The following is a 17,899-nucleotide window of genomic DNA, read 5'->3' as shown; positions in this document are numbered from 1 at the left end:
GTCAGCCCCGACGCTTGGCGCGCTGGCTGCGGTAGGTGTCGAGGATCACCGCCACCACGATCACGGCACCGGTGATGATGCGTTTGGTCGGCTCGTTGGCGCCGATCTGTGCCAGCCCGGCGGCCAGCACGGAAATGATCAACACGCCGAAGAAGGTGCTGATCACCGAACCGCGCCCACCCATCAGGCTGGTGCCGCCGATGACCACGGCGGCGATGACCTGCAGCTCCAGGCCGGAGCCGGCATTCGGGTCGGCCGCCTCCAGGCGCGAAATCTGAAACAGCGCGGCCAGGCCGGCGAGCAGGCCCATCAGCGCGAACACCGCGACCTTGTACGGCTTGGGATTGATGCCGGCCAGGCGCACGGCCTCTTCGTTGGTGCCGATGGCCACCAGATAGCGACCGAACACGCTGCGGGTCAGCAGCAGGTGCGCGGCGACGATCACCAGCAGGGCGATGACGAACGCCGGCGATATGCCCGCCGCGAACGGCGTCGACAGCCAGGCATAGGCATCGCCGATATAGGCAGTGCGTGAATCGGTGAGCTGGTAGGCCAGGCCGCGCGCCATCTCGAGCACGCCAAGGGAGACGATGAACGAGGGGATGCCCCAGGCGACCGTGATGGTGCCGGTCACGGTGCCGGCCAGCGCGGCGCAAAGCATGCCGAGCAGCGCGGCGGGCACGATGCCCCAGCCAAAGCCGAGGGTCGCCACGCTGACCACGGCGGCCGCCAGCGCCAGCACCGAGCCGACCGACAGGTCGATGCCGCCGATGATCAGGATCAGCGTCATGCCGACCGCCAGCACCATCAAATCGGGAATCTGGTTGGCCAGGGTGGTGAAGGTGGCGTACGACAGGAAGTGACTGCTCATGGAGGAGAACAGCACGATCATCGCCAGCAGCGCAGCCGCCAGGCCTAAGTAAGTGCCCAGGCCCTGCTGCGTGCCGGTGCGTTTGGCGGCGGGCGTGACGGACGAGGTGGTCATTGGGAAAGCTCCTGAGACGGGGGTGCGACATCGCCGAGCATGGCGTCGCGGCTGCGGTAGCCGGCGAAAGCCGCAGCCAGCAAGCGATCCTGGCTCCAGTCGTCGCGGTCGAAGGTTTCAATGAGGCGGCCGGCGGACAGCACGCCGATACGGTCGCAGATCAGCATCAGTTCGCGCAGGTCGCTGGACACCACCACCAGCGCTTTGCCCTGGCGCGCCAGGTCACCGAGCAGGCGGTAGATCTCGAACTTGGCGCCGACATCGATGCCACGGGTGGGCTCGTCGAACAGCAGCACGCGGCAATCGCGCTCCAGCCAGCGGCCAATGACGACCTTCTGCTGATTACCACCGGACAGCTCGACCACCGCCTGATGGGCGCCATCGCAGCGGATGCGCATCGAGTCGATCTGCCGTTGCGCCAGCGCCTGTTCCGCCGCCGGACGCATGAGTCCGTGACGCGACACCGCCGGCATGTTGCCCAGCGCCAGGTTGGCGGCGATGGGCTGGCTCAGCAGCAGGCCTTCGCCCTTGCGGTCTTCGGTGATCAGGGCGATGCCCTGGCGCACGGCTTCGGCTGGTGAGCGCACCTGGACCGGTACGGGCGGGTTGCCGAGCGACACCTGGCCGCTGTCGGCGCGGTCGGCGCCGTAGATCAGTCGGAGCAATTCGGTGCGGCCCGCGCCGATCAGCCCGGAGATACCGTAGATCTCCCCGGCTCGCACACTGAAAGAGACATCCTCGACCTTGCCGCGACGGGTGAGGTTGTCGACCTGCAACAGCGGCGCGCCGATCTGTCGCTCGCCCAGATCGATGGCTTCGCCGACATCGCGGCCGACCATCAGGGTGACCAGCTCATCGCTGCTGTAGCGGTTGATGGGTTCTACTGCCACCAGTTGGCCGTCACGCAGCACGGCGACGCGCTGCGCCACTTTCGCCAGCTCTTCCAGGCGATGGGAGATGTACATGATGGCGACGCCGGCTTCGCGCAGCCGCTGGATCTGCGTGAACAGCAGGTCCACCTCGCGGGAGGTCAGCATGGCCGTCGGCTCGTCGAGTACCAGCACGCGGCAGTCGCCGATCAGGTTGCGGGCGATCTCGACCATCTGCTGATGGCCGACGCCCAGGGCGGCGACCGGCGTATCCGGGTCAACCGATTCCAGGCCGACCTGCGCCATGGCCTGGTGCGCCATTTCGCGCAGGCGGCCACGGGCAATCCAGCCGCCACGGCTGGGCAGGTTGTCGAGAAACAGGTTCTCGGCCACGGTCAGCGTCGGCAGCAGGTTGAGCTCCTGCAGCACCATGCGCACGCCAAGGCGCTCGGCCTCGCGTCGGCTGGCCGGCGCGTAGGGCTGGCCGAGAAAGCTCAGCGAGCCGGTGGTGGGCTGTTCCAGCCCGCAGAGAATCTTCGACAGCGTGCTCTTGCCGGCGCCGTTCTCGCCAGTCAGCGCCAGCACCTCGCCGGCGCGCAATTGCAGGTCGATCCCGCCCAGCACCGGCTGGGCGTAGGTCTTGCCGATACCGCTGGCGGCGAGAACGGTCTCGCCGGTTACGACCGTGGTGGTCACGGCTGGGTCACGAGTTCGACGGGGGTTTCGATCACGCCGTCCTTGGCATCGGTGGCTTCGCCCTTGACCAGCTTGAGCGCCGCTTCGATACCGAACACGGCCTGTTGCGCGGCAAACTGGTCGGCGGTGGCGAGCACGCGACCGTCCTTGAGCATGGGCTTGATGGCATTGATGTTGTCGTAGCCAACCACCTGCACCTGGCCCTGCTTGCCGGCCGCGCGCACCGCGGATACCGCGCCCAGCGCCATGCTGTCGTTGCCGGCCAACAAGGCCTTGAGGTTTGGATGCTCGTTGAGCATGGCCGAGGCCACGGCGTTGCCGCGGTCGATCTCCCAGTTGCCCGACTGCACGCCGACGATCTTCATGCCGGCGGCTTCCATCGCATCCTTGAAGCCCGCGGTGCGTTGCTGCGCGTTGGTGGTGGTCGACACGCCTTCGATGATGCCGACCTCATCGCCTGCCTTCAGCTTGTTCTTGGCCAGGTACTCACCGACCAGGCGTGCGCCCTTGCGGTTGTCCGGGCCGACGAAGGGCACATCCAGCCCTTTGCTCTTCAGCACCTCGGGGTCGAGACGGTTATCGATATTGACGACCTTGATCCCGGCATCGCTGGCTTTCTTGATCACCGCCACCAGGGCTTTGGAATCGGCGGGTGCGATGACCAGTGCATCGACATCGGCAACGATCATCTGCTCGACGATGCGAATCTGCGCCGAGGTGTCGGTTTCATCCTTGATGCCGTTGGCGATCAGGGTGAACTGGTCCGGGTGTTCTTTCTGGTAGGCCTTGGCGCCGTCCTCCATGGTGCGGAAGAACTCGTTGGCGAGGGACTTCATCACCAGTGCGACCTGAGGCGGTTCACCCTCGGCGGCCTGGGCATTGGAGAGGCTGAGAAGGGCAGTCGCGCCGATAGCAATGGCAGCGCAAAGGCGGGCAGGACGGAAACCGAACATGGGCAAACTCCGTGGCGATTGTCATTATTTTTGAATACGCAAACGTTTGCGTGCCCTTAAAACTATGAAATGACCTGAAGTTTGTCAAACGGGTTGTGTCCCGCTCATCTCTATCAAAACTGACGGAAACGCTTGGCGACGGGGTGGACTACGGCTGCGGGGGTTCGCCAAGCCTGAGGAACGCCCGAAGCTCGGCTTGCTTGTCCATGGCGTCCCGGTAACCCAGGTCGATCAATTCGCTGCAATAGCCGGGCTCGAACAGCAGGTAGCTCAGCAGCCCACCGCCGCTTTCGCGCGTAGCGCCAGGGCCGCGCAGAAACAGCCTCAGGGCTGCCGGCATTTCGCGCCGATGGCGGGCGGCGATCTTGTCCAGCGGCTGGCTGGGGGAAATCACCAGCACCTCGATAGGCGTCAGGCCGTAGGCGCGCTTGCGCTGCTCGACCGGCACCAGTTTTCCCAGCTGATTGAGACGCTCCAGCAGCTCGATGTCGCTCTCGACGTTGTCGATGAAGGTGCTGTTGAGCATGTGCCCGGAGATCTGCGCCAGGCTCGGCATGGCGCCCGCCGGCCGGCGTGGTAGCGCGGTGTTGGCCGGCTCGCCTACCGGATTGCCGCTGACCCCGACCACCAGCACGCGGGTGGCGCCCAGGTGCAGGGCGGGGCTGATCGGCGCCATCTGGCGTACCGCGCCGTCGCCGAAGTACTCGCGGTTGATCTTGACCGGCTCGAAGATCAGCGGGATGGCCGTGCTGGCCAGCAAATGTGGCAGCGCCAGCCGGGTCGGCACACCCACTCGGCGATGGCGAAACCAGGGGTCGATGACTGCGCGCCCCTGGTAGAAGGTCACCGCTTGGGACGACTCGTAGCCGAACGCCGTGACGGCGATCGCGCGTAAATGCCGACGGCGTATAGCCGCGGCGATGCCGGAAAAATCCAGCTCACGCTCGAGCAGCCTGGCCAGTGGCGAACTGTCGAGCAGGGCAACCGGCACCTGCCTGCCGAAGCCCAACAAGTTGTGACTGACGAATCGGCTGGCCTGGCGCAACACGCCCGGCCAGTCACTGCGGTACACCTGATCGGTATGAAAGCTGCGCCATACGCTGCCCAGCCGTCGCACTGCTTCGTGAAAGTGCATGGCCCCGCAGGCCAGGCTGACGGCATTGATCGCCCCCGCCGAGGTGCCGACGATCACCGGAAACGGATTGCCCGAGGCAGCGGGCAGCAGATCGGCAATCGCCGACAACACGCCCACCTGATAGGCGGCTCGCGCACCGCCGCCCGAGAGAATGAGCCCGGCGGTGCCTGGGTTGTTGACAGTGTCCTCGGCCATCAATGATTCCGTTTCGAGGGTTTGGGTAGCGCTTGGGCTCGCCAGGCAACATTAATGAAAGGCAGGGGTAAAGCAGAAGGGGCGGTGTTGCCCTTTACTGGGTTTCAACAAATAAATCGGCTTATCTGGCTAGACCATAACGCTTTATTGCCCATGGTTTGATCAGGGAATTACCCTCTCGGTAATAGCGGTTAAATAATCACCAATATTTGAAGGGAAACCCATGACACTAACGACGCTGCTGGTGCCAACCTACACGCAAATGCTGCGAGCGCTTTCCAGCTGGCTCAAGAAGGCCCAGGAGCAAATCCCACCAGCAGACGCGGAGAAACTGTTGTCCGCGCGCCTTGCGCCCGACATGTTTCCGCTGTCGACCCAGGTTCGGTTTGCGTGCGTACAGGCCCGGGAAGCCCTGTGCCGCCTCAGAGGCGAGGCGTTGCCGGCGTCTGTTCATGAGCTGTTGGAGGAAGGGCGACACGCTGGCGAGCAGCCCAAGTCTCTGGCCGACGCTCAGGCTCGCATCGATGAAACGCTGAAGTTGCTCGACGCCCTCGCACCCGATGCCCTGGATGCGAAGGCCCATGAAGCCATTGCGCATGAACTGCCAAATGGGATGATTTTCGATCTGACCGCCGAGCAATACGCTCGAGACTGGACGCTGCCTCAGTTCTATTTTCACATCATGACGGCTTATTCGATCTTGCGCAGGGAAGGGATCAATCTCGGCAAGGCGGATTATGTCGCGCACATGTTTCCTTATCTTCGTCCGGAAACGATTCCAAAACAGTAGTTATCAAGCTGAGTCGCGCAGGTTCGAATGAGCGCGACCTGAATAGAAGCAGCCTGTTTTTGTTTCGCTTAAATCGCGATTCGAACAGTCGCGCCCGGCTGACGTACCATGCCCGCCCCCCGCTGCCATTGATTCATTCCCAATGACCACCCTCGAACTCATCGCCTCCGCGCTTGGCGTCCTGGCCGTCTGGCTTACCGTGCGGCAGAACCCGCTGTGCTGGCCAATCGGGCTCGTAATGGTGTCGCTCTACGCCTGGTTCTTCTTCGAGGTGCGCCTGTATTCGCAGGTGCTGCTCAACGGCGTGTTCGCCGCGATGCAGCTGTACGGCTGGTGGCAGTGGACACGGGGCTGCAGCAGCGAAGGCGGGCGGCCTGTGGTGGGGGCCACCTCGATGGAAATCGGCGTCGGGCTCGCTGGGGCAGCGCTTGGTAGCGTCGCGCTGGGCCTGTTGATGAGCCATACCGAAGCGGCCTATCCCGGCCCGGACGCGGCGCTTACCGCCTTCAGCCTGCTGGCGCAGTTGTGGATGGCGCTCAAGCGGTGGCAGTGCTGGGTGCTGTGGATCGTCGTGGACACGCTCTATGTCGGGTTCTTTCTCTTTCAGGAGTACTGGCTCACCGCCGGGCTGTACGGGTTGTTCACCCTGCTGGCGGTGATGGGCCTACGCGAGTGGCGGCAGTCGAGGCTCGTGGCGCAATAGGGTCGATAGCAGCAGTTCGATCAGGATTCGGTATTCAGCTGGTGATTCACGGACGACCCGAATGCATGACCGTTCAGAGGAATGGCCATCGCCAGGCACGCCGTTGCCGCGAAAGCCGCTAGCGCAGCCAGTGGTCCCGCGCCCGCCAACGTTGCCCCGAACAGCGGCGTCCCCACGCTTTGACCGAGCGCTAGGACGAGAAAGGGAATGCCAAGACCCAGGTCGGGCCGATCTGATAGCAGGTCGATGCCCTGGATCAGGTAAGTGCCACTCGAAACGATATAGGCCGCGCCGAACAGGCCCATGGCGATAAACCCGTAAGCAATCGAGAAGGACGTAGCTGCCAGGCCGAGAGTCCCGACGGCCATCCCCGTCAGGGCCAGGCGCTGAACCCGCTTGGTGCCGAGCCGGTTGGTCAGCAGGCCGGTCAGTGAGCCGCTGATGCCCGCGGCGCCCAGTGCAATCCAGGCCCATGCGATATGGGCATCGGTGAAGCGGAACTCGTCGCGCAGGATGTCCGCGCCGAACGTCCAGATTGCCGTGCTCGAAAGGCCCATCAGAAACGCACTCACGCAGAGCGCAAACAGGCCCGGCCGCTTCAGGGTCACGAAGGCAAATCCTTCGCCTCCATCATCCTTGCCAGCCGACATTGCGAACCATAGCCATACCGATACGCCCGCACCGATGAGTGCGAACAGAGTGTAGAGCTCGCGCCAGGCGCCGGCGGCCAGCAGCGCTGCCATGCCGGAAAACACGATCCCGGCGGCTGTCCCGGCATTGATCGTCCCGTTCGCCTTGGGGCGGTCTTCGTAGCTGAACCGGCTGGCAACCGCGCTGGCGAGCGGTGGCGAGGTCAGCCCGGTGCTCAATCCGGCCAGTGCGATGCCAGTGCCCAGCGTCCATCCCGAGCTGGAAACGGCGACCAACGCCATGCCGCACGTAGCGGCAAGCCCGGCCAGTACCGCGATGGTGCGTGGGCTGAGCGTGCGGTTCGCCAGGAAGGTAAAGACGATGCCCAGGCAATACGCCAGGAAGGCGCTGCCGCCGATCCATCCGGCGGCGGTCACGCCAAGCGAAAGGTCCGCACGGATCTGCGGGAGCAGCAAGCCATAGGCGAAGCGCGCCAGCCCATAGGAAAGGGCTGTCAGCGCGAATGCGGCGGCGACGAGATTGATCCCGCGCCTCATCAAAGGCGCTCTCGGGCATGCGCCACAAGCGCCAGCGCGGCAGCTTTGGCGTCTTCGATGACCGCCGTGTTCGCCACGCTGGCCGCCGCGGTGGCGCCTTCGAAGAGTAGCCAGATCTGCGTAGCGAGCTGCGCATCGTCTCGGCCAAGGGCTGCCCGGACACGGCTGGCGACCTCGGCGCGAAACTCGTCCTTCTGCTGGCGCACGAGCGAGACGATTGGCTCGCTCGCCGTCGCATATTCGCTGCGTGCCCGAAGCAACATGCATCCGCACGCGCTGTGCGTCTGCATCCAGGCCTCAAGCGAATCGAAGAGGTTGTCGACCGGATCGGCGTTCTTGTCGCTCACCTGGAGCAGATCCATGAACGCACGGTGTCGTGTTTCGAGCACGGCGATAACCAGCCCGTCACGCGAGCCGAAGTGCTTGTAGAGCGTGCGGGTGGACACCCCGGAAGGCGCGATCACCCGATCGATCCCGACTCCCCGGAACCCCTCCGCCTCGAATATGCGGAGTGCGCCTGCGATCATTTCAGTTCGTTTATCCATGGGCTTGAGTGTAAAGCGATCGTTTTACACGTCAATGCGGTTTGCGGCTGATCGGACAAGTGGGGTTTCCGTCGCTGTCCAAATGCCGGTGACATCTTCGCGTTGCACACCCATGCGAACCTCGAACCAGGGCGTCGGTTGACAAGCCCTGCGGCGGTTGGCTGATCATGAGCGGGCAGCGAATCGACAGGCGGGAGCCGGCCAAGCGTCTGCCGCCGAAACGCCGCCCGGTTGCTGGCGTCCAACAGAGCCAAGCGCCACGCTGCGCTCCCTCGCCAAAAAAGCAGACGCACCCATGTTGTTCCGCCGCTTCGAAAACCTGATCGATGTCTTCAAGCCCAGCCCTGACGTCGAACCGCCCGCCGGCATGCTGCGCTTCTATGCCCATTACCTGAAACAGGTGTGGCCGCCGATGGTGGCCTTGCTGGTGGTCGGCTTCTTCGTCGCGGTGATCGAGGTGGCGCTGTTCAGCTTTCTTGGCCGCCTGATCGACCTGGCGCAGGCGACGGGCGATGCGCGGACCTTCTTCACTGAGCACAGCCATGAGCTGTTGTGGATGGCGCTGGTGGCGCTGGTGATCCGGCCGCTCATGTCCGGCCTGCACAACCTGTTGACCCATCAGGCGATCAATCCCGGGCTGACCAACCTGGTGCGCTGGCAGAACCACCGCTATGTGCTCAAGCAGAGCCTGAATTTCTTCCAGAATGACTTCGCCGGGCGCATCGCCCAGCGTGTGATGCAGACCGGCCCATCACTGCGCGATTCGGCCATGCAGGTGATCGATGCGCTGTGGCACGTGGTGGTCTACGCCGGCAGCGCGCTGTATCTGTTCGCCGCGGCCGACCTTCGGCTCATCCTGCCGCTGGTGCTGTGGATCATCGGCTACAGCGCCGCCCTCTGGTACTTCGTGCCGCGCATCCGGTCGCGCTCGGCGGGGGCGTCCGCGGCGCGTTCGAAGGTGATGGGGCGGGTGGTAGATGGCTATAGCAATGTCGCCACGCTCAAGTTGTTTGCCCATTCGCGGGAGGAAGAAAGCTACGCCCGCGAGGCGATGCAGGAGCTGCTCGGCAAGTTTCGCCTGCAGTCGCGCACCATCACCAGCCTGGACTTCCTCATCACCTGCATGAACGGTTTGTTGATCGTTGGCACCGGCGCGCTGGCGCTGTGGCTGTGGAGCGAGGCGCTGATCACCACCGGTGCGATCGCCCTGGCGCTGGGCCTGGTGATCCGCATCAACAACATGTCCGAATGGATCATGTGGGTGGTCAACGGCATCTTCGAGAACGTCGGCACGGTGCAGGACGGCATGCAGACCATCGTCCAGCCGCGCCACGTGCTCGACCGCGAGGGCGCCAAGCCGCTGCAGGTAACGCAGGGCGGTGTGCGCTTCGATGATGTGCATTTCCATTACGGCAAGCAGGGCGGCGTCATCGGCGGCCTGACCATCGACATTCGCCCGGGCGAGAAGATCGGCCTGGTCGGGCCGTCAGGCGCTGGCAAGTCGACACTGGTCAACCTGCTGCTGCGCCTCTATGACCTGGAAGCGGGGCGCATCCTCATCGACGGTCAGAACGTCGCCGAGGTCAGCCAGGAAAGCCTGCGCGCCAACATCGGCGTCGTCACCCAGGACACCTCGCTGCTGCACCGTTCGATCCGCGATAACCTGCGCTACGGCAAACCCGACGCCAGCGATGAGCAGCTCTGGGCGGCCGCGCGCAAAGCCCGGGCGGACGAATTCATCGCCACGCTGGACGACAGCCAGGGCGGTCTGGGCTTCGATGCCATGGTCGGCGAGCGGGGCGTCAAGCTTTCCGGTGGCCAACGGCAGCGCATCGCCATCGCCCGGGTGCTGCTGAAAGACGCGCCGATCCTGGTGCTCGACGAGGCCACCTCGGCGCTGGATTCGGAAGTCGAAGCGGCGATTCAGGAGAGCCTGGATACGTTGATGGAAGGCAAGACGGTGATCGCCATCGCGCACCGACTGTCGACTATCGCGCGCATGGATCGCCTGGTGGTGATCGACAACGGCCAGGTGATCGAGACCGGCAGCCACGCCGAATTGATCGCGCATGGCGGGCTGTATGCGCGCCTGTGGCAGCATCAGACCGGTGGCTTTGTCGGTGTGGATTGAACGGCCTGACGGCAGATGAAAGGGGGATGGATGAACAGGGCAATCGCCAGGCAGGCGGGGGGAACGCGCCAGTGAAGGTGCTGGTGCTCGCCGGAGCCGAATCGACCGGCAAGAGCTGGCTGGCCGCGCGCCTGCAACAGCGCTTCGGCGGGGTAGTGGTGGGCGAGTACGTCCGGCATTTCATTGACAGCGAGCAGCGCGACACCTGCCTGGCCGACATCCCGGCCATCGCCCGCGGCCAGCTGGCCTGGGAAGACGCCGCACGTGGCCGGCAGCCGGCGCTGCTGATCCTCGATACGCACCTGTTGAGCAACATGCTCTGGAGCCAGACGCTGTTCGGCAGCTATCCGGCGTGGCTGGAGGACGAACTGCTCGCGCGCCGCTACGACCTGCACCTGCTGCTGTCGCCCGAGGGAGCCGAGTGGCACGCCGACGGCCAGCGCTGCCAGCCGGCACTCGCCGAGCGTCAGGCCTTTCATGTCGACTGCCGCAGGTGGCTCGAACGGCACCGGCAACCCGTCGTCGAGGTCGCCGGGAACTGGGCCAGCCGCGAGCAGCAGGCCGTCGCCCAGGTTCAGGCTTTACTAAGCGGTTGATCGTGATGCGTGACGGCGCTTTATAGGCGCTTGAGCCGTCCGCAATGCGCTATGTTGCGCACATGAACTCTTTGAATATCCACTTCCTCGATGCGCGCGAAGCGCTCTCCGATGTCCGAGAGTGGGTTCATGCCGCCCTGACGGAAACGTTCATCAAGGCCAACACCCTGTTGGCATTAGGGCCTCTCGACGTCGTCGTAAAGCCGAGCGTGGACGTCATCCCTGAGAAAGGACACCTGGGTTACGCGCCAGAGCCAGGCCTCGTGTTCGTGTCTGTCGATCCGGGCAGTCCTCTGTTCCGAGCTAATAACGAAGATTCTTTTGAGCGTATGTTCGCCCATGAGCTTCATCACGTGGCCCGCTGGGATGGCCCAGGTTATGGGCGTTCCCTGGGGGAGGCGCTTGTTTCGGAGGGACTGGCCGGTTTTTTCGCGCGGGAAGTATGCGGCGGTGCGCTCGAGCCTTGGGAAAGGCTGAGCCTAGGCGAAGTTGGGCCGTACGTGTCCAGAGCGGAACGTCATTGGAGCAGCCTCAACTATGATCACCCTGCCTGGTTCCTTGGCCATGGCGACCTCCCACGATGGCTGGGGTATTCCATGGGTCACCAGCTCATTGCACGTTTCCTTTCGAGGCATCCCGGTGCCACGGCAGCCCAGCTCGCTGACGCGGATGCACAAGCGTTTCGCGGTTTCCTGCCTCCTCAAGGTGATTGATAGCTTTAACCGGCAGGTCCATGCCTTGGCCGGCTATCGCTTCGCTCAACCTCATCCTCCCGCCGGGGTCTACTGCTCCAGGCGGCGCTGATGCCGCCTCTTCGATCAGGGGACCGGTGTGGACAGTCGAGGGTTTGTCTGGGCGCATTTCAAGCTCAATGCCGAGCAGCGGTTGCGCGGCTTCAACTTTTTCGTGGTGCTGGCGATCTTTGCCGATGGCGGGGTGCTGGCCGCACTGGAGCGGGGCTTCTCGCCGGGGCTGATGGTGCTGTTGGGCGCGTTCACCATCCTGCTGGCGATGGTGTTCTGGCTCGTCGATGCACGGAGCCGGCAACTGTTGCAGCTGACCATCACGGCGCTGAAGGAGATCGAGTCCGAATTTCCGGCAAGTTACCGCCTGTTCGCCAACGATGCGCTGGGCCAGAACCCGGTCATCAGCTACACCTTTGCCATCCGTGCGCTGCTGCTGGCGCAGATGGGCTTCGGGCTGGGCGTGGTGGCGTATGGGCTCTATCACTGGTGAGGCGTTTTGGTGCTGGGGTTCTCAGCCTGTCATCTGCCTGATTCGGGGCGCTGGAGCGCGCGCAGACTCGCTGATAGAGTGCCGGCGCTTACCCACCATCGGCTGACAGGATGTCTGCCCAGCCGCCGCACAGGATGCTTCCATGAAAAAGCTCGCGCTTGCCGTCGCCGTTCCCCTGGCCCTTTTCGGGGCCGCCACCTTTTACACCAGTACCCAGGTCGAAACGACCGCCCGTGATGCCGTCGAGCAGGCCAACGTCAAGTTGCGCGAGATGAGCATGGGCGCCGGTGCAGAGGTCACCCTCAAGCTGCTCAGCTTCGACCGCGGCCTGCTGTCCAGCTCGGCGCGCTACGAGATCGACGTGCAGGTGCCTGACGACGACGGCGGCACCCGGCAGTTCTCGGTGCTGCTGCACGATCATCTCGAGCACGGCCCCTTTCCCATTTCGCGCCTGGCGCGCGGCCAGCTGATGCCGGTCGCCGCGCAGAGCCACTTTCAGCTTGAGCGCTCATCGCTGACCGAAGGGCTGTTCGAGGCGGCGGCTGGCGAGATTCCCCTGGTCGGTGACGTCACCATTGGCTATGACGGGCGCCAGTATGGCGACATGCGTTCGGCCGCGTTCAACCTGCAGAACGAGGACGGCACGGTTCGCGTCTCGCCCGCGGTGGTCAGCATCGAAACCACGCAGGACGCCACCACCGTGCGCCTGAACGGCGAACTGCCCGAGCTCGACATGAACCTGCAACACAGCGTCTCCGGCCAGCCGGTGCGCCTCAGTCTGCGCGGCCTGGGGCTGAGCGTGGACAATCATGAAGATGCCAATGGCTTCGCCCTGGGGCCCTCGGCCATCACCCTCAAGCGCATGGAGATCCAGACGGGTGACGAGCCGGCCGTGATCGTCCAGAACGCATCGTTTGACGCGGCGTTGAGCGAGGGCGCGCGTGGCCTCGACCTGTCGACCGGCTACCGTGTCGGTCAGGTGGATGCGCAGGGCCAGACCTTCCGTAACCTGGCGCTGGTTTTTGGTCTGCGCAATCTCGAGGCCAGCAAACTCAAGGCCCTGGTCGATCGCTACAAGGCGATACTCGACAGCGGCTCCACGCCGCAGGAGTCGCTTGCCAGCTTGACCGCTGCTCAGCAGCAGGAACTGCAGGCGCTGGGCCTGCAACTGCTCGAACACAACCCCACCCTGGCCGTCGATGAGTTCGGCTTCGAAACGGCCCACGGCGCGGCCCGCCTGTCCGTCGTACTGGATCTGCGAGAGCCGAGCGCCGAGGCGTTCACCCCGGATGCGATGATCACCAGCATGCTGGCCTCGCTCAAGGCCGACGCCAGTGTCGACAAGGACCTGGTACGCGACGTAGCAGGCCTGGTGGCGCAACGCGGCCAGCCGGACGGACACCTCGACCCGGTGGCGATCAAGCAGGAAGCTGACGCCACCACCGATCTGTTCAGCGGCCTGGCGATCGACAGCGGCTGGTCGCGCCTGGATGGCGAGCACCTGGTCAGCACGCTGCACTACGCCAATGATCGGGTGAACCTGAACGGTCGCGACATGAGCGTTCAGGAGTTCATGGCCTTTGCCTTCGGTTCGGCACAGGGGGCCGGCCTGCTCGGCCAGTAACGGGTGTGGTGAATGCAGGAAAGGCGCCTTCGGGCGCCTTTTTTGGTTTGGGTAGGCGAGCGCCAGGGTGGTTTGGGTGGACCAGGTTTAAACGAGGCCGGCGGCGGCTGGCCTTGTAGGGATTAGTCCACCGGAATTGGGGCGGTTTTTGCCGGGCTGGCGGCGCGCGTCGTCGTTCGTCATGAAAAGCGGGCGGAGGCGCCGGTGGTGGGGCTTTTGTTATTGTGGTGGGCATTGCGGCGCAGGCCGGCGCGCCACTCGCCCGGCCAGCCATGCCGCCACGGCCTCGCCCCACCGTTTACTCGAAGGAACCGCCTTTGCTCAGCAATGCCGTCCGCCGTCCGGCCCGCCTCATTCCGCTAGCCTTTCTGGTCGCCACTGCCCTGGGCACGGTGCTTCTGTCGCTGCCGGCGGCCACTGCCGGGCCCGGCCAGGCGCCGCCGTTGACCGCGCTGTTCACCGCCGTCTCGGCCGTCTGCGTCACCGGCCTGATCGTGCAGGACACCGCCACCTACTGGTCCTTCTTCGGCCAGTGCGTGATTCTGCTGCTGTTCCAGATCGGCGGCCTGGGCATCATGAGTGGCGCGACGCTGCTCGGGCTGATGGTCAAGCGCCGCCTGCAACTGAGCAGCCGTCTGATCGCGCAGCAGGAGACCCGCAGCCTGGGGCTGGGTGACGTGATCGGTGTGCTGCGCCTGATATTGCTGGTCACCGTCGTGGTCGAGATCGTGGTGGCGGGCGTGCTTGCGGTGCACCTGCACACCACGTATGCCGAACCCTGGACGCGGGCGCTCTGGAACGGCCTGTTCCATGCGATCTCGGCCTTCAACAATGCCGGCTTTTCCACCTATTCCGACAGTTTGATGCAGTTCGCCACCGACCCGGTGATGCTGGTGCCGATCATGCTGGCGCTGATCATTGGCGGGCTCGGGTTTCCGGTGCTGTACGAGTTTCGCCGCGACCAGCGCGGCAAGCCCTGGACCATTCATACCCGCATTACCCTGTGGGGTTCGGCGGTGCTGCTGCTGGGTGGCACCCTGGCGATCGGCTTCTACGAGTGGAGCAATCCGCACACCCTCGGCGGCATGAGCCTGGGCGACAAGCTGCTCTCGGCACTGTTCCATTCGGCGGTGGCGCGCACGGCCGGCTTCAACAGCCTGGACGTCGGCCAGTTCGTGCCGCAGACACTGGCGGTGCATTACTTCCTGATGTTCGTGGGTGGCGGCAGCGCCGGCACGGCCGGGGGCATCAAGGTGACCACCTTTTTCCTGCTGTTCTTCTTCATCTGGGCCGAGATTCGCGGCAACGCCGACACCGTGACCTTTCGTCGGCGTATTTCCTACCAGACGCAGCGCCAGGCGCTGACGGTGTTGTTCCTCGGCTCGCTCACGGTGGCGGTCGGCACCATGCTGCTGCTCAGCGTGACGCGCTTCGAGCTGGGTGATGTGCTGTTCGAGGCCGTTTCCGCCTTTGCCACGGTGGGGTTGTCGACCGGCATCACTGCGGACCTGCCGCCGTCCGGCCAACTGGTGATCATCGCGCTGATGTTCATCGGCCGGGTGGGCACCATCACCCTGGCCACCGCGCTGGCCCTGCGCAGCACGACCAAACACTACCGTTACCCGGAGGAGCGTCCCATTGTTGGCTAACCTGTTCGGCAAGACATTCGAGAATGACAGCGTCGCGGTCATCGGCCTGGGGCGCTTTGGTTCGGCAGTGGCCGAGTCGCTCACCTCGATGGGCCACGAGGTGCTCGGCATCGATAACAACAGCCTCAACGTGCAGCACTGGGTCGACCGCCTGACCCACGTGGCCGAGGCGGACTCCACGGACATTCGCGCCCTGCGCCAGCTGGGCGTCGATCAGTTCCACCATGTGGTGGTCGGCATCGGCAGCGACCTGGAGGCCAGCGTGCTGACCGTTCTCGCGCTGCAGGAGCTGAGCGTGCCGGACATCTGGGCCAAGGCGTTGAGCAAGCGTCATGGGCTGATCCTCGAGCGCACTGGCGCTCACCACGTCGTCTATCCCGAGGCCTCCATGGGCGAGCGGGTGGCGCATCTGGTGACCGGCAAGATGTACGAGTTCATCGAGTTCGACGATGGTTTCGCCATTGCCTCGACCAGCGCGCCGCGCGCCATTCACAAGCAGACCCTGGCCGATGCCGGCGTGCGCCAACGCTATGGGGTGACCATCATCGGTGTGAAACGCCCGCGCGAGGATTTCATCAGCGCCACGCCGGAGACCCTGATTCAGGCGGGCGACATCGTGGTCGTTGCCGGCGAGACCCGGCTGGTGGAGAAGTTCGCGGCCGTCACCGCCTAACCGGACGACCGTTCGGAGGCTGATCTGAACGGCGGCGGCGGACGGCAGGTCGCAAAGGAAAGCCCTGCAGGAGACGACCGCATGACTTCATCCACGGGTGTGTTGCTGGGTGCCCTCGCACTTGGCCTGGTGACCGGCATGCGCAGCACGCTGGCGCCAGCGATGACCAGCCGTGCGCTGGCTGCGCATGACGATATCGAGTATGCCAACGAGCCCGCGCGTACCCTGGCGTCGCGCCGTGCGCAGCAGGTGCTGCTGCCAATGGCGGCGGCGGAGCTGCTCGGTGACAAGATGCCCTTTGCGCCGGATCGCACCATTGTCCCGTCGATGATCTTCCGCGCGCTGTCTGGCGGCGTAACGGCAGCGGCGCTGGCCAGCATGCGGCGCGAGCCCTTGCTGCTGCCGGCACTGATCGGGGCGACGGCGGCGCTGGTCTCCTCGAAGATCGGCCTTGGGCTGCGCAAGCCGTACCAGCCGCAACCGCTGCTCAATGCGGCCCTCGGGCTGGCAGAGGACGGCCTGGCGGTGACCATCGGCAACGCCGGACTGCGGCGCGCATTGGGTTAGCGCGGGGCTGTTGGCGTGGGAGCGACCTTGGTCGCGGAAGATTGCGATCACGCCGCTGTACTCGAGCGATCATTGGACGCCCAGGGGTACAGGTTCGTCAGCAAGCTGGTACAGGAACACGACCGCGCTCCCGCTCGCCCCGCGCGGTCTACTGTTGTGGGAGCGACCTTGATCGCGAAAGATCGCCATCACGCCGCCGCGCCCGCGCGTGCTCTCGGTGCCCGGCGCCTGCAGGTAATGACTGTTCGCCCAGCTGCCACGACTTGACCTCGCCGGCGCCGATGACAGGCCGCCCGGCGCGGCCTGACACGGCGCACGTGGTCGATCAGCTGGGCCGCTGGATCACACAGACCCGATCATCCGTGCACATCCCGGCCTCGCGCGTACCGACGCCCGGTGCCACTTCCTGGCCCAGCACGCTGGTGCTGTTGTCAGCGGCTTCGGCACCGGTGACATTGTTGGTGGCCAGCGTGCCCGGGTAATCAGTGCCGGCTCGCTTGGCGCTGCTGCCGACGTCGTAGCGGCCGGTGTCGACGGTGCCGGTCCGGTCATGGTCGGTCGGGTGTGCTTCGTCGGTGGGGCCGGCCCCGGCCGCGTGACTGAAGCGGTCGTCACTGGCGTGGCTGGTCGCGGTAGTCGTTGTCGAGGCACTGGCGGCCGTTCCGCTGAAATGCTTGTCCAGGTGACTGTCGCCACCCGTGGCGCCGGCGTACGGGCTGGTCGGACCGGCGTAGCCAGGCGTCGCGCCGCTACCGCCACCGCGCTCGTTGATGTTCAGGGCGCCGTTGTATTCCAGTGCATCGCGCGCCTTGACCAACTCGTCCTCGTCGCGCGCATCGACCGCGATCACCGTCGCGCCACGGCGCACCGCCTCGGGGTAGGCCGTGGCGTGGTGACGATGCGTTTCATGCGGCTCATGGCCGAACAGGGATTTGAAGAAGTGGGCAACCTTGGACTCGTGATGCGCCGGATCGACCGTGCCGTCAGCGGTCGAGTAGGGCTCGTCGTAGCCATGGATTTCTGCGCTGTCGGCGCCGACCCTATGAATCTGCTCGCGCGCGATGCCCCTCGCCATCAGGTCGCCGTAGGTGCGATTGGCGTCGGTCGGCGTCGCGAACGCTGCTACCAATGTGTGTCTCATGGTTCACCTCGCGTTGTAAGGAACAACTGGGTTATCCGAGCACTGCCCCTATTCAGGGGGCGATGAGTACCGCGGCCGTCACGATGCAGCTCGTTCGCTCATCAGAGCAGCGCCCATGAATATTGGGTCTGGCGGGCCGGTCATAGTTCAGAAAATAAGCGGCAGCAGGTCGACCGCCTCGGTTGAGCGGGTATGGCCTGAAGGGTATTGGAGGGGCTTTGCGT

Annotated in this window: 17 protein-coding genes; 10 read left to right on the top strand and 7 right to left on the bottom strand. The window is 64.8% G+C overall.

The window, feature by feature from the left end:
* Nucleotide 1: 1 nt before the first annotated feature.
* The 4 genes from KVO92_RS10655 to KVO92_RS10640 form a co-directional block, all read right to left on the bottom strand.
* Complete coding sequence (locus KVO92_RS10655) at nucleotides 2–985, bottom strand: ABC transporter permease (RefSeq protein ID WP_217475628.1); 984 nt, start codon at nucleotides 983–985, stop codon at nucleotides 2–4.
* A complete protein-coding gene (locus KVO92_RS10650) occupies nucleotides 982–2,550 on the bottom strand; it encodes a sugar ABC transporter ATP-binding protein (RefSeq protein ID WP_217475627.1) in 1,569 nt (522 codons plus the stop codon). The genes KVO92_RS10655 and KVO92_RS10650 overlap by 4 nt, the downstream gene beginning before the upstream one ends.
* The gene (locus tag KVO92_RS10645; protein ID WP_217475626.1) at nucleotides 2,547–3,503 is read right to left on the bottom strand and encodes a sugar ABC transporter substrate-binding protein; all 957 of its coding nucleotides are present in this window, start codon (nucleotides 3,501–3,503) and stop codon (nucleotides 2,547–2,549) included. The genes KVO92_RS10650 and KVO92_RS10645 overlap by 4 nt, the downstream gene beginning before the upstream one ends.
* A gap of 148 nt (nucleotides 3,504–3,651) precedes the next feature.
* A complete protein-coding gene (locus KVO92_RS10640; RefSeq protein WP_217475625.1) occupies nucleotides 3,652–4,833 on the bottom strand; it encodes a patatin-like phospholipase family protein in 1,182 nt (393 codons plus the stop codon).
* A gap of 223 nt (nucleotides 4,834–5,056) precedes the next feature.
* Between KVO92_RS10640 and KVO92_RS10635 the strand changes: the two genes are divergently transcribed.
* Nucleotides 5,057–5,623, top strand: a complete 567-nt coding sequence (locus tag KVO92_RS10635) for a DUF1993 domain-containing protein (RefSeq protein WP_217475624.1) — start codon at nucleotides 5,057–5,059, stop codon at nucleotides 5,621–5,623.
* Between the two features lie 142 nt (nucleotides 5,624–5,765).
* On the top strand, nucleotides 5,766–6,326 hold the full coding sequence (gene pnuC, locus KVO92_RS10630; RefSeq protein WP_217475623.1) for a nicotinamide riboside transporter PnuC: 561 nt from the start codon (nucleotides 5,766–5,768) through the stop codon (nucleotides 6,324–6,326).
* Between the two features lie 20 nt (nucleotides 6,327–6,346).
* Here pnuC and KVO92_RS10625 read toward each other — a convergent pair whose 3' ends face one another.
* Together KVO92_RS10625 and KVO92_RS10620 are read right to left on the bottom strand one after the other, a co-directional pair.
* Complete coding sequence (locus KVO92_RS10625; protein ID WP_272876505.1) at nucleotides 6,347–7,513, bottom strand: MFS transporter; 1,167 nt, start codon at nucleotides 7,511–7,513, stop codon at nucleotides 6,347–6,349.
* Complete coding sequence (locus KVO92_RS10620) at nucleotides 7,513–8,040, bottom strand: TetR/AcrR family transcriptional regulator (RefSeq protein ID WP_217475621.1); 528 nt, start codon at nucleotides 8,038–8,040, stop codon at nucleotides 7,513–7,515. The genes KVO92_RS10625 and KVO92_RS10620 overlap by 1 nt, the downstream gene beginning before the upstream one ends.
* 313 nt (nucleotides 8,041–8,353) lie before the next feature.
* On the opposite strand from KVO92_RS10620, the gene KVO92_RS10615 reads away from it, so the two are divergent.
* The 8 genes from KVO92_RS10615 to KVO92_RS10580 all read left to right on the top strand — a co-directional run bounded on the left by KVO92_RS10615 (nucleotide 8,354) and on the right by KVO92_RS10580 (nucleotide 16,534).
* The gene (locus tag KVO92_RS10615; protein ID WP_217475620.1) at nucleotides 8,354–10,189 is read left to right on the top strand and encodes an ABC transporter ATP-binding protein; all 1,836 of its coding nucleotides are present in this window, start codon (nucleotides 8,354–8,356) and stop codon (nucleotides 10,187–10,189) included.
* Nucleotides 10,190–10,260: 71 nt separating this feature from the next.
* Nucleotides 10,261–10,785: an AAA family ATPase gene (locus KVO92_RS10610; protein ID WP_217477228.1), complete on the top strand. Its 525-nt coding sequence runs from the start codon at nucleotides 10,261–10,263 to the stop codon at nucleotides 10,783–10,785.
* Between the two features lie 62 nt (nucleotides 10,786–10,847).
* Nucleotides 10,848–11,498 carry a DUF2268 domain-containing putative Zn-dependent protease gene (locus KVO92_RS10605; RefSeq protein ID WP_217475619.1) on the top strand — a complete coding sequence of 217 codons (651 nt, stop codon included), beginning with the start codon at nucleotides 10,848–10,850 and terminating at the stop codon, nucleotides 11,496–11,498.
* A gap of 118 nt (nucleotides 11,499–11,616) precedes the next feature.
* Nucleotides 11,617–12,021 (top strand): hypothetical protein, encoded by a 405-nt coding sequence (locus KVO92_RS10600; RefSeq protein WP_217475618.1) that lies wholly within the window; start codon nucleotides 11,617–11,619, stop codon nucleotides 12,019–12,021.
* 142 nt (nucleotides 12,022–12,163) lie between these two features.
* Nucleotides 12,164–13,645 carry a YdgA family protein gene (locus KVO92_RS10595; protein ID WP_217475617.1) on the top strand — a complete coding sequence of 494 codons (1,482 nt, stop codon included), beginning with the start codon at nucleotides 12,164–12,166 and terminating at the stop codon, nucleotides 13,643–13,645.
* A 317-nt stretch (nucleotides 13,646–13,962) separates the two neighbouring features.
* On the top strand, nucleotides 13,963–15,294 hold the full coding sequence (locus KVO92_RS10590; protein WP_254621412.1) for a TrkH family potassium uptake protein: 1,332 nt from the start codon (nucleotides 13,963–13,965) through the stop codon (nucleotides 15,292–15,294).
* On the top strand, nucleotides 15,284–15,967 hold the full coding sequence (locus tag KVO92_RS10585; protein ID WP_217475615.1) for a potassium channel family protein: 684 nt from the start codon (nucleotides 15,284–15,286) through the stop codon (nucleotides 15,965–15,967). The genes KVO92_RS10590 and KVO92_RS10585 overlap by 11 nt, the downstream gene beginning before the upstream one ends.
* Nucleotides 15,968–16,048: 81 nt before the next feature.
* A complete protein-coding gene (locus KVO92_RS10580) occupies nucleotides 16,049–16,534 on the top strand; it encodes a DUF4126 family protein (RefSeq protein ID WP_217475614.1) in 486 nt (161 codons plus the stop codon).
* A 325-nt stretch (nucleotides 16,535–16,859) separates the two neighbouring features.
* On the opposite strand, the gene KVO92_RS10575 is transcribed toward KVO92_RS10580, so the two are convergent.
* Nucleotides 16,860–17,675, bottom strand: a complete 816-nt coding sequence (locus KVO92_RS10575; RefSeq protein WP_217475613.1) for a hypothetical protein — start codon at nucleotides 17,673–17,675, stop codon at nucleotides 16,860–16,862.
* Nucleotides 17,676–17,899: the final 224 nt, after the last annotated feature.

This window comes from Stutzerimonas stutzeri (assembly GCF_019090095.1).
GTDB classification, from domain to species: domain Bacteria; phylum Pseudomonadota; class Gammaproteobacteria; order Pseudomonadales; family Pseudomonadaceae; genus Stutzerimonas; species Stutzerimonas stutzeri_AN.
Note: the sequence above shows the minus strand (reverse complement) of the source record. Positions and strands in the feature narration are given on the sequence as shown.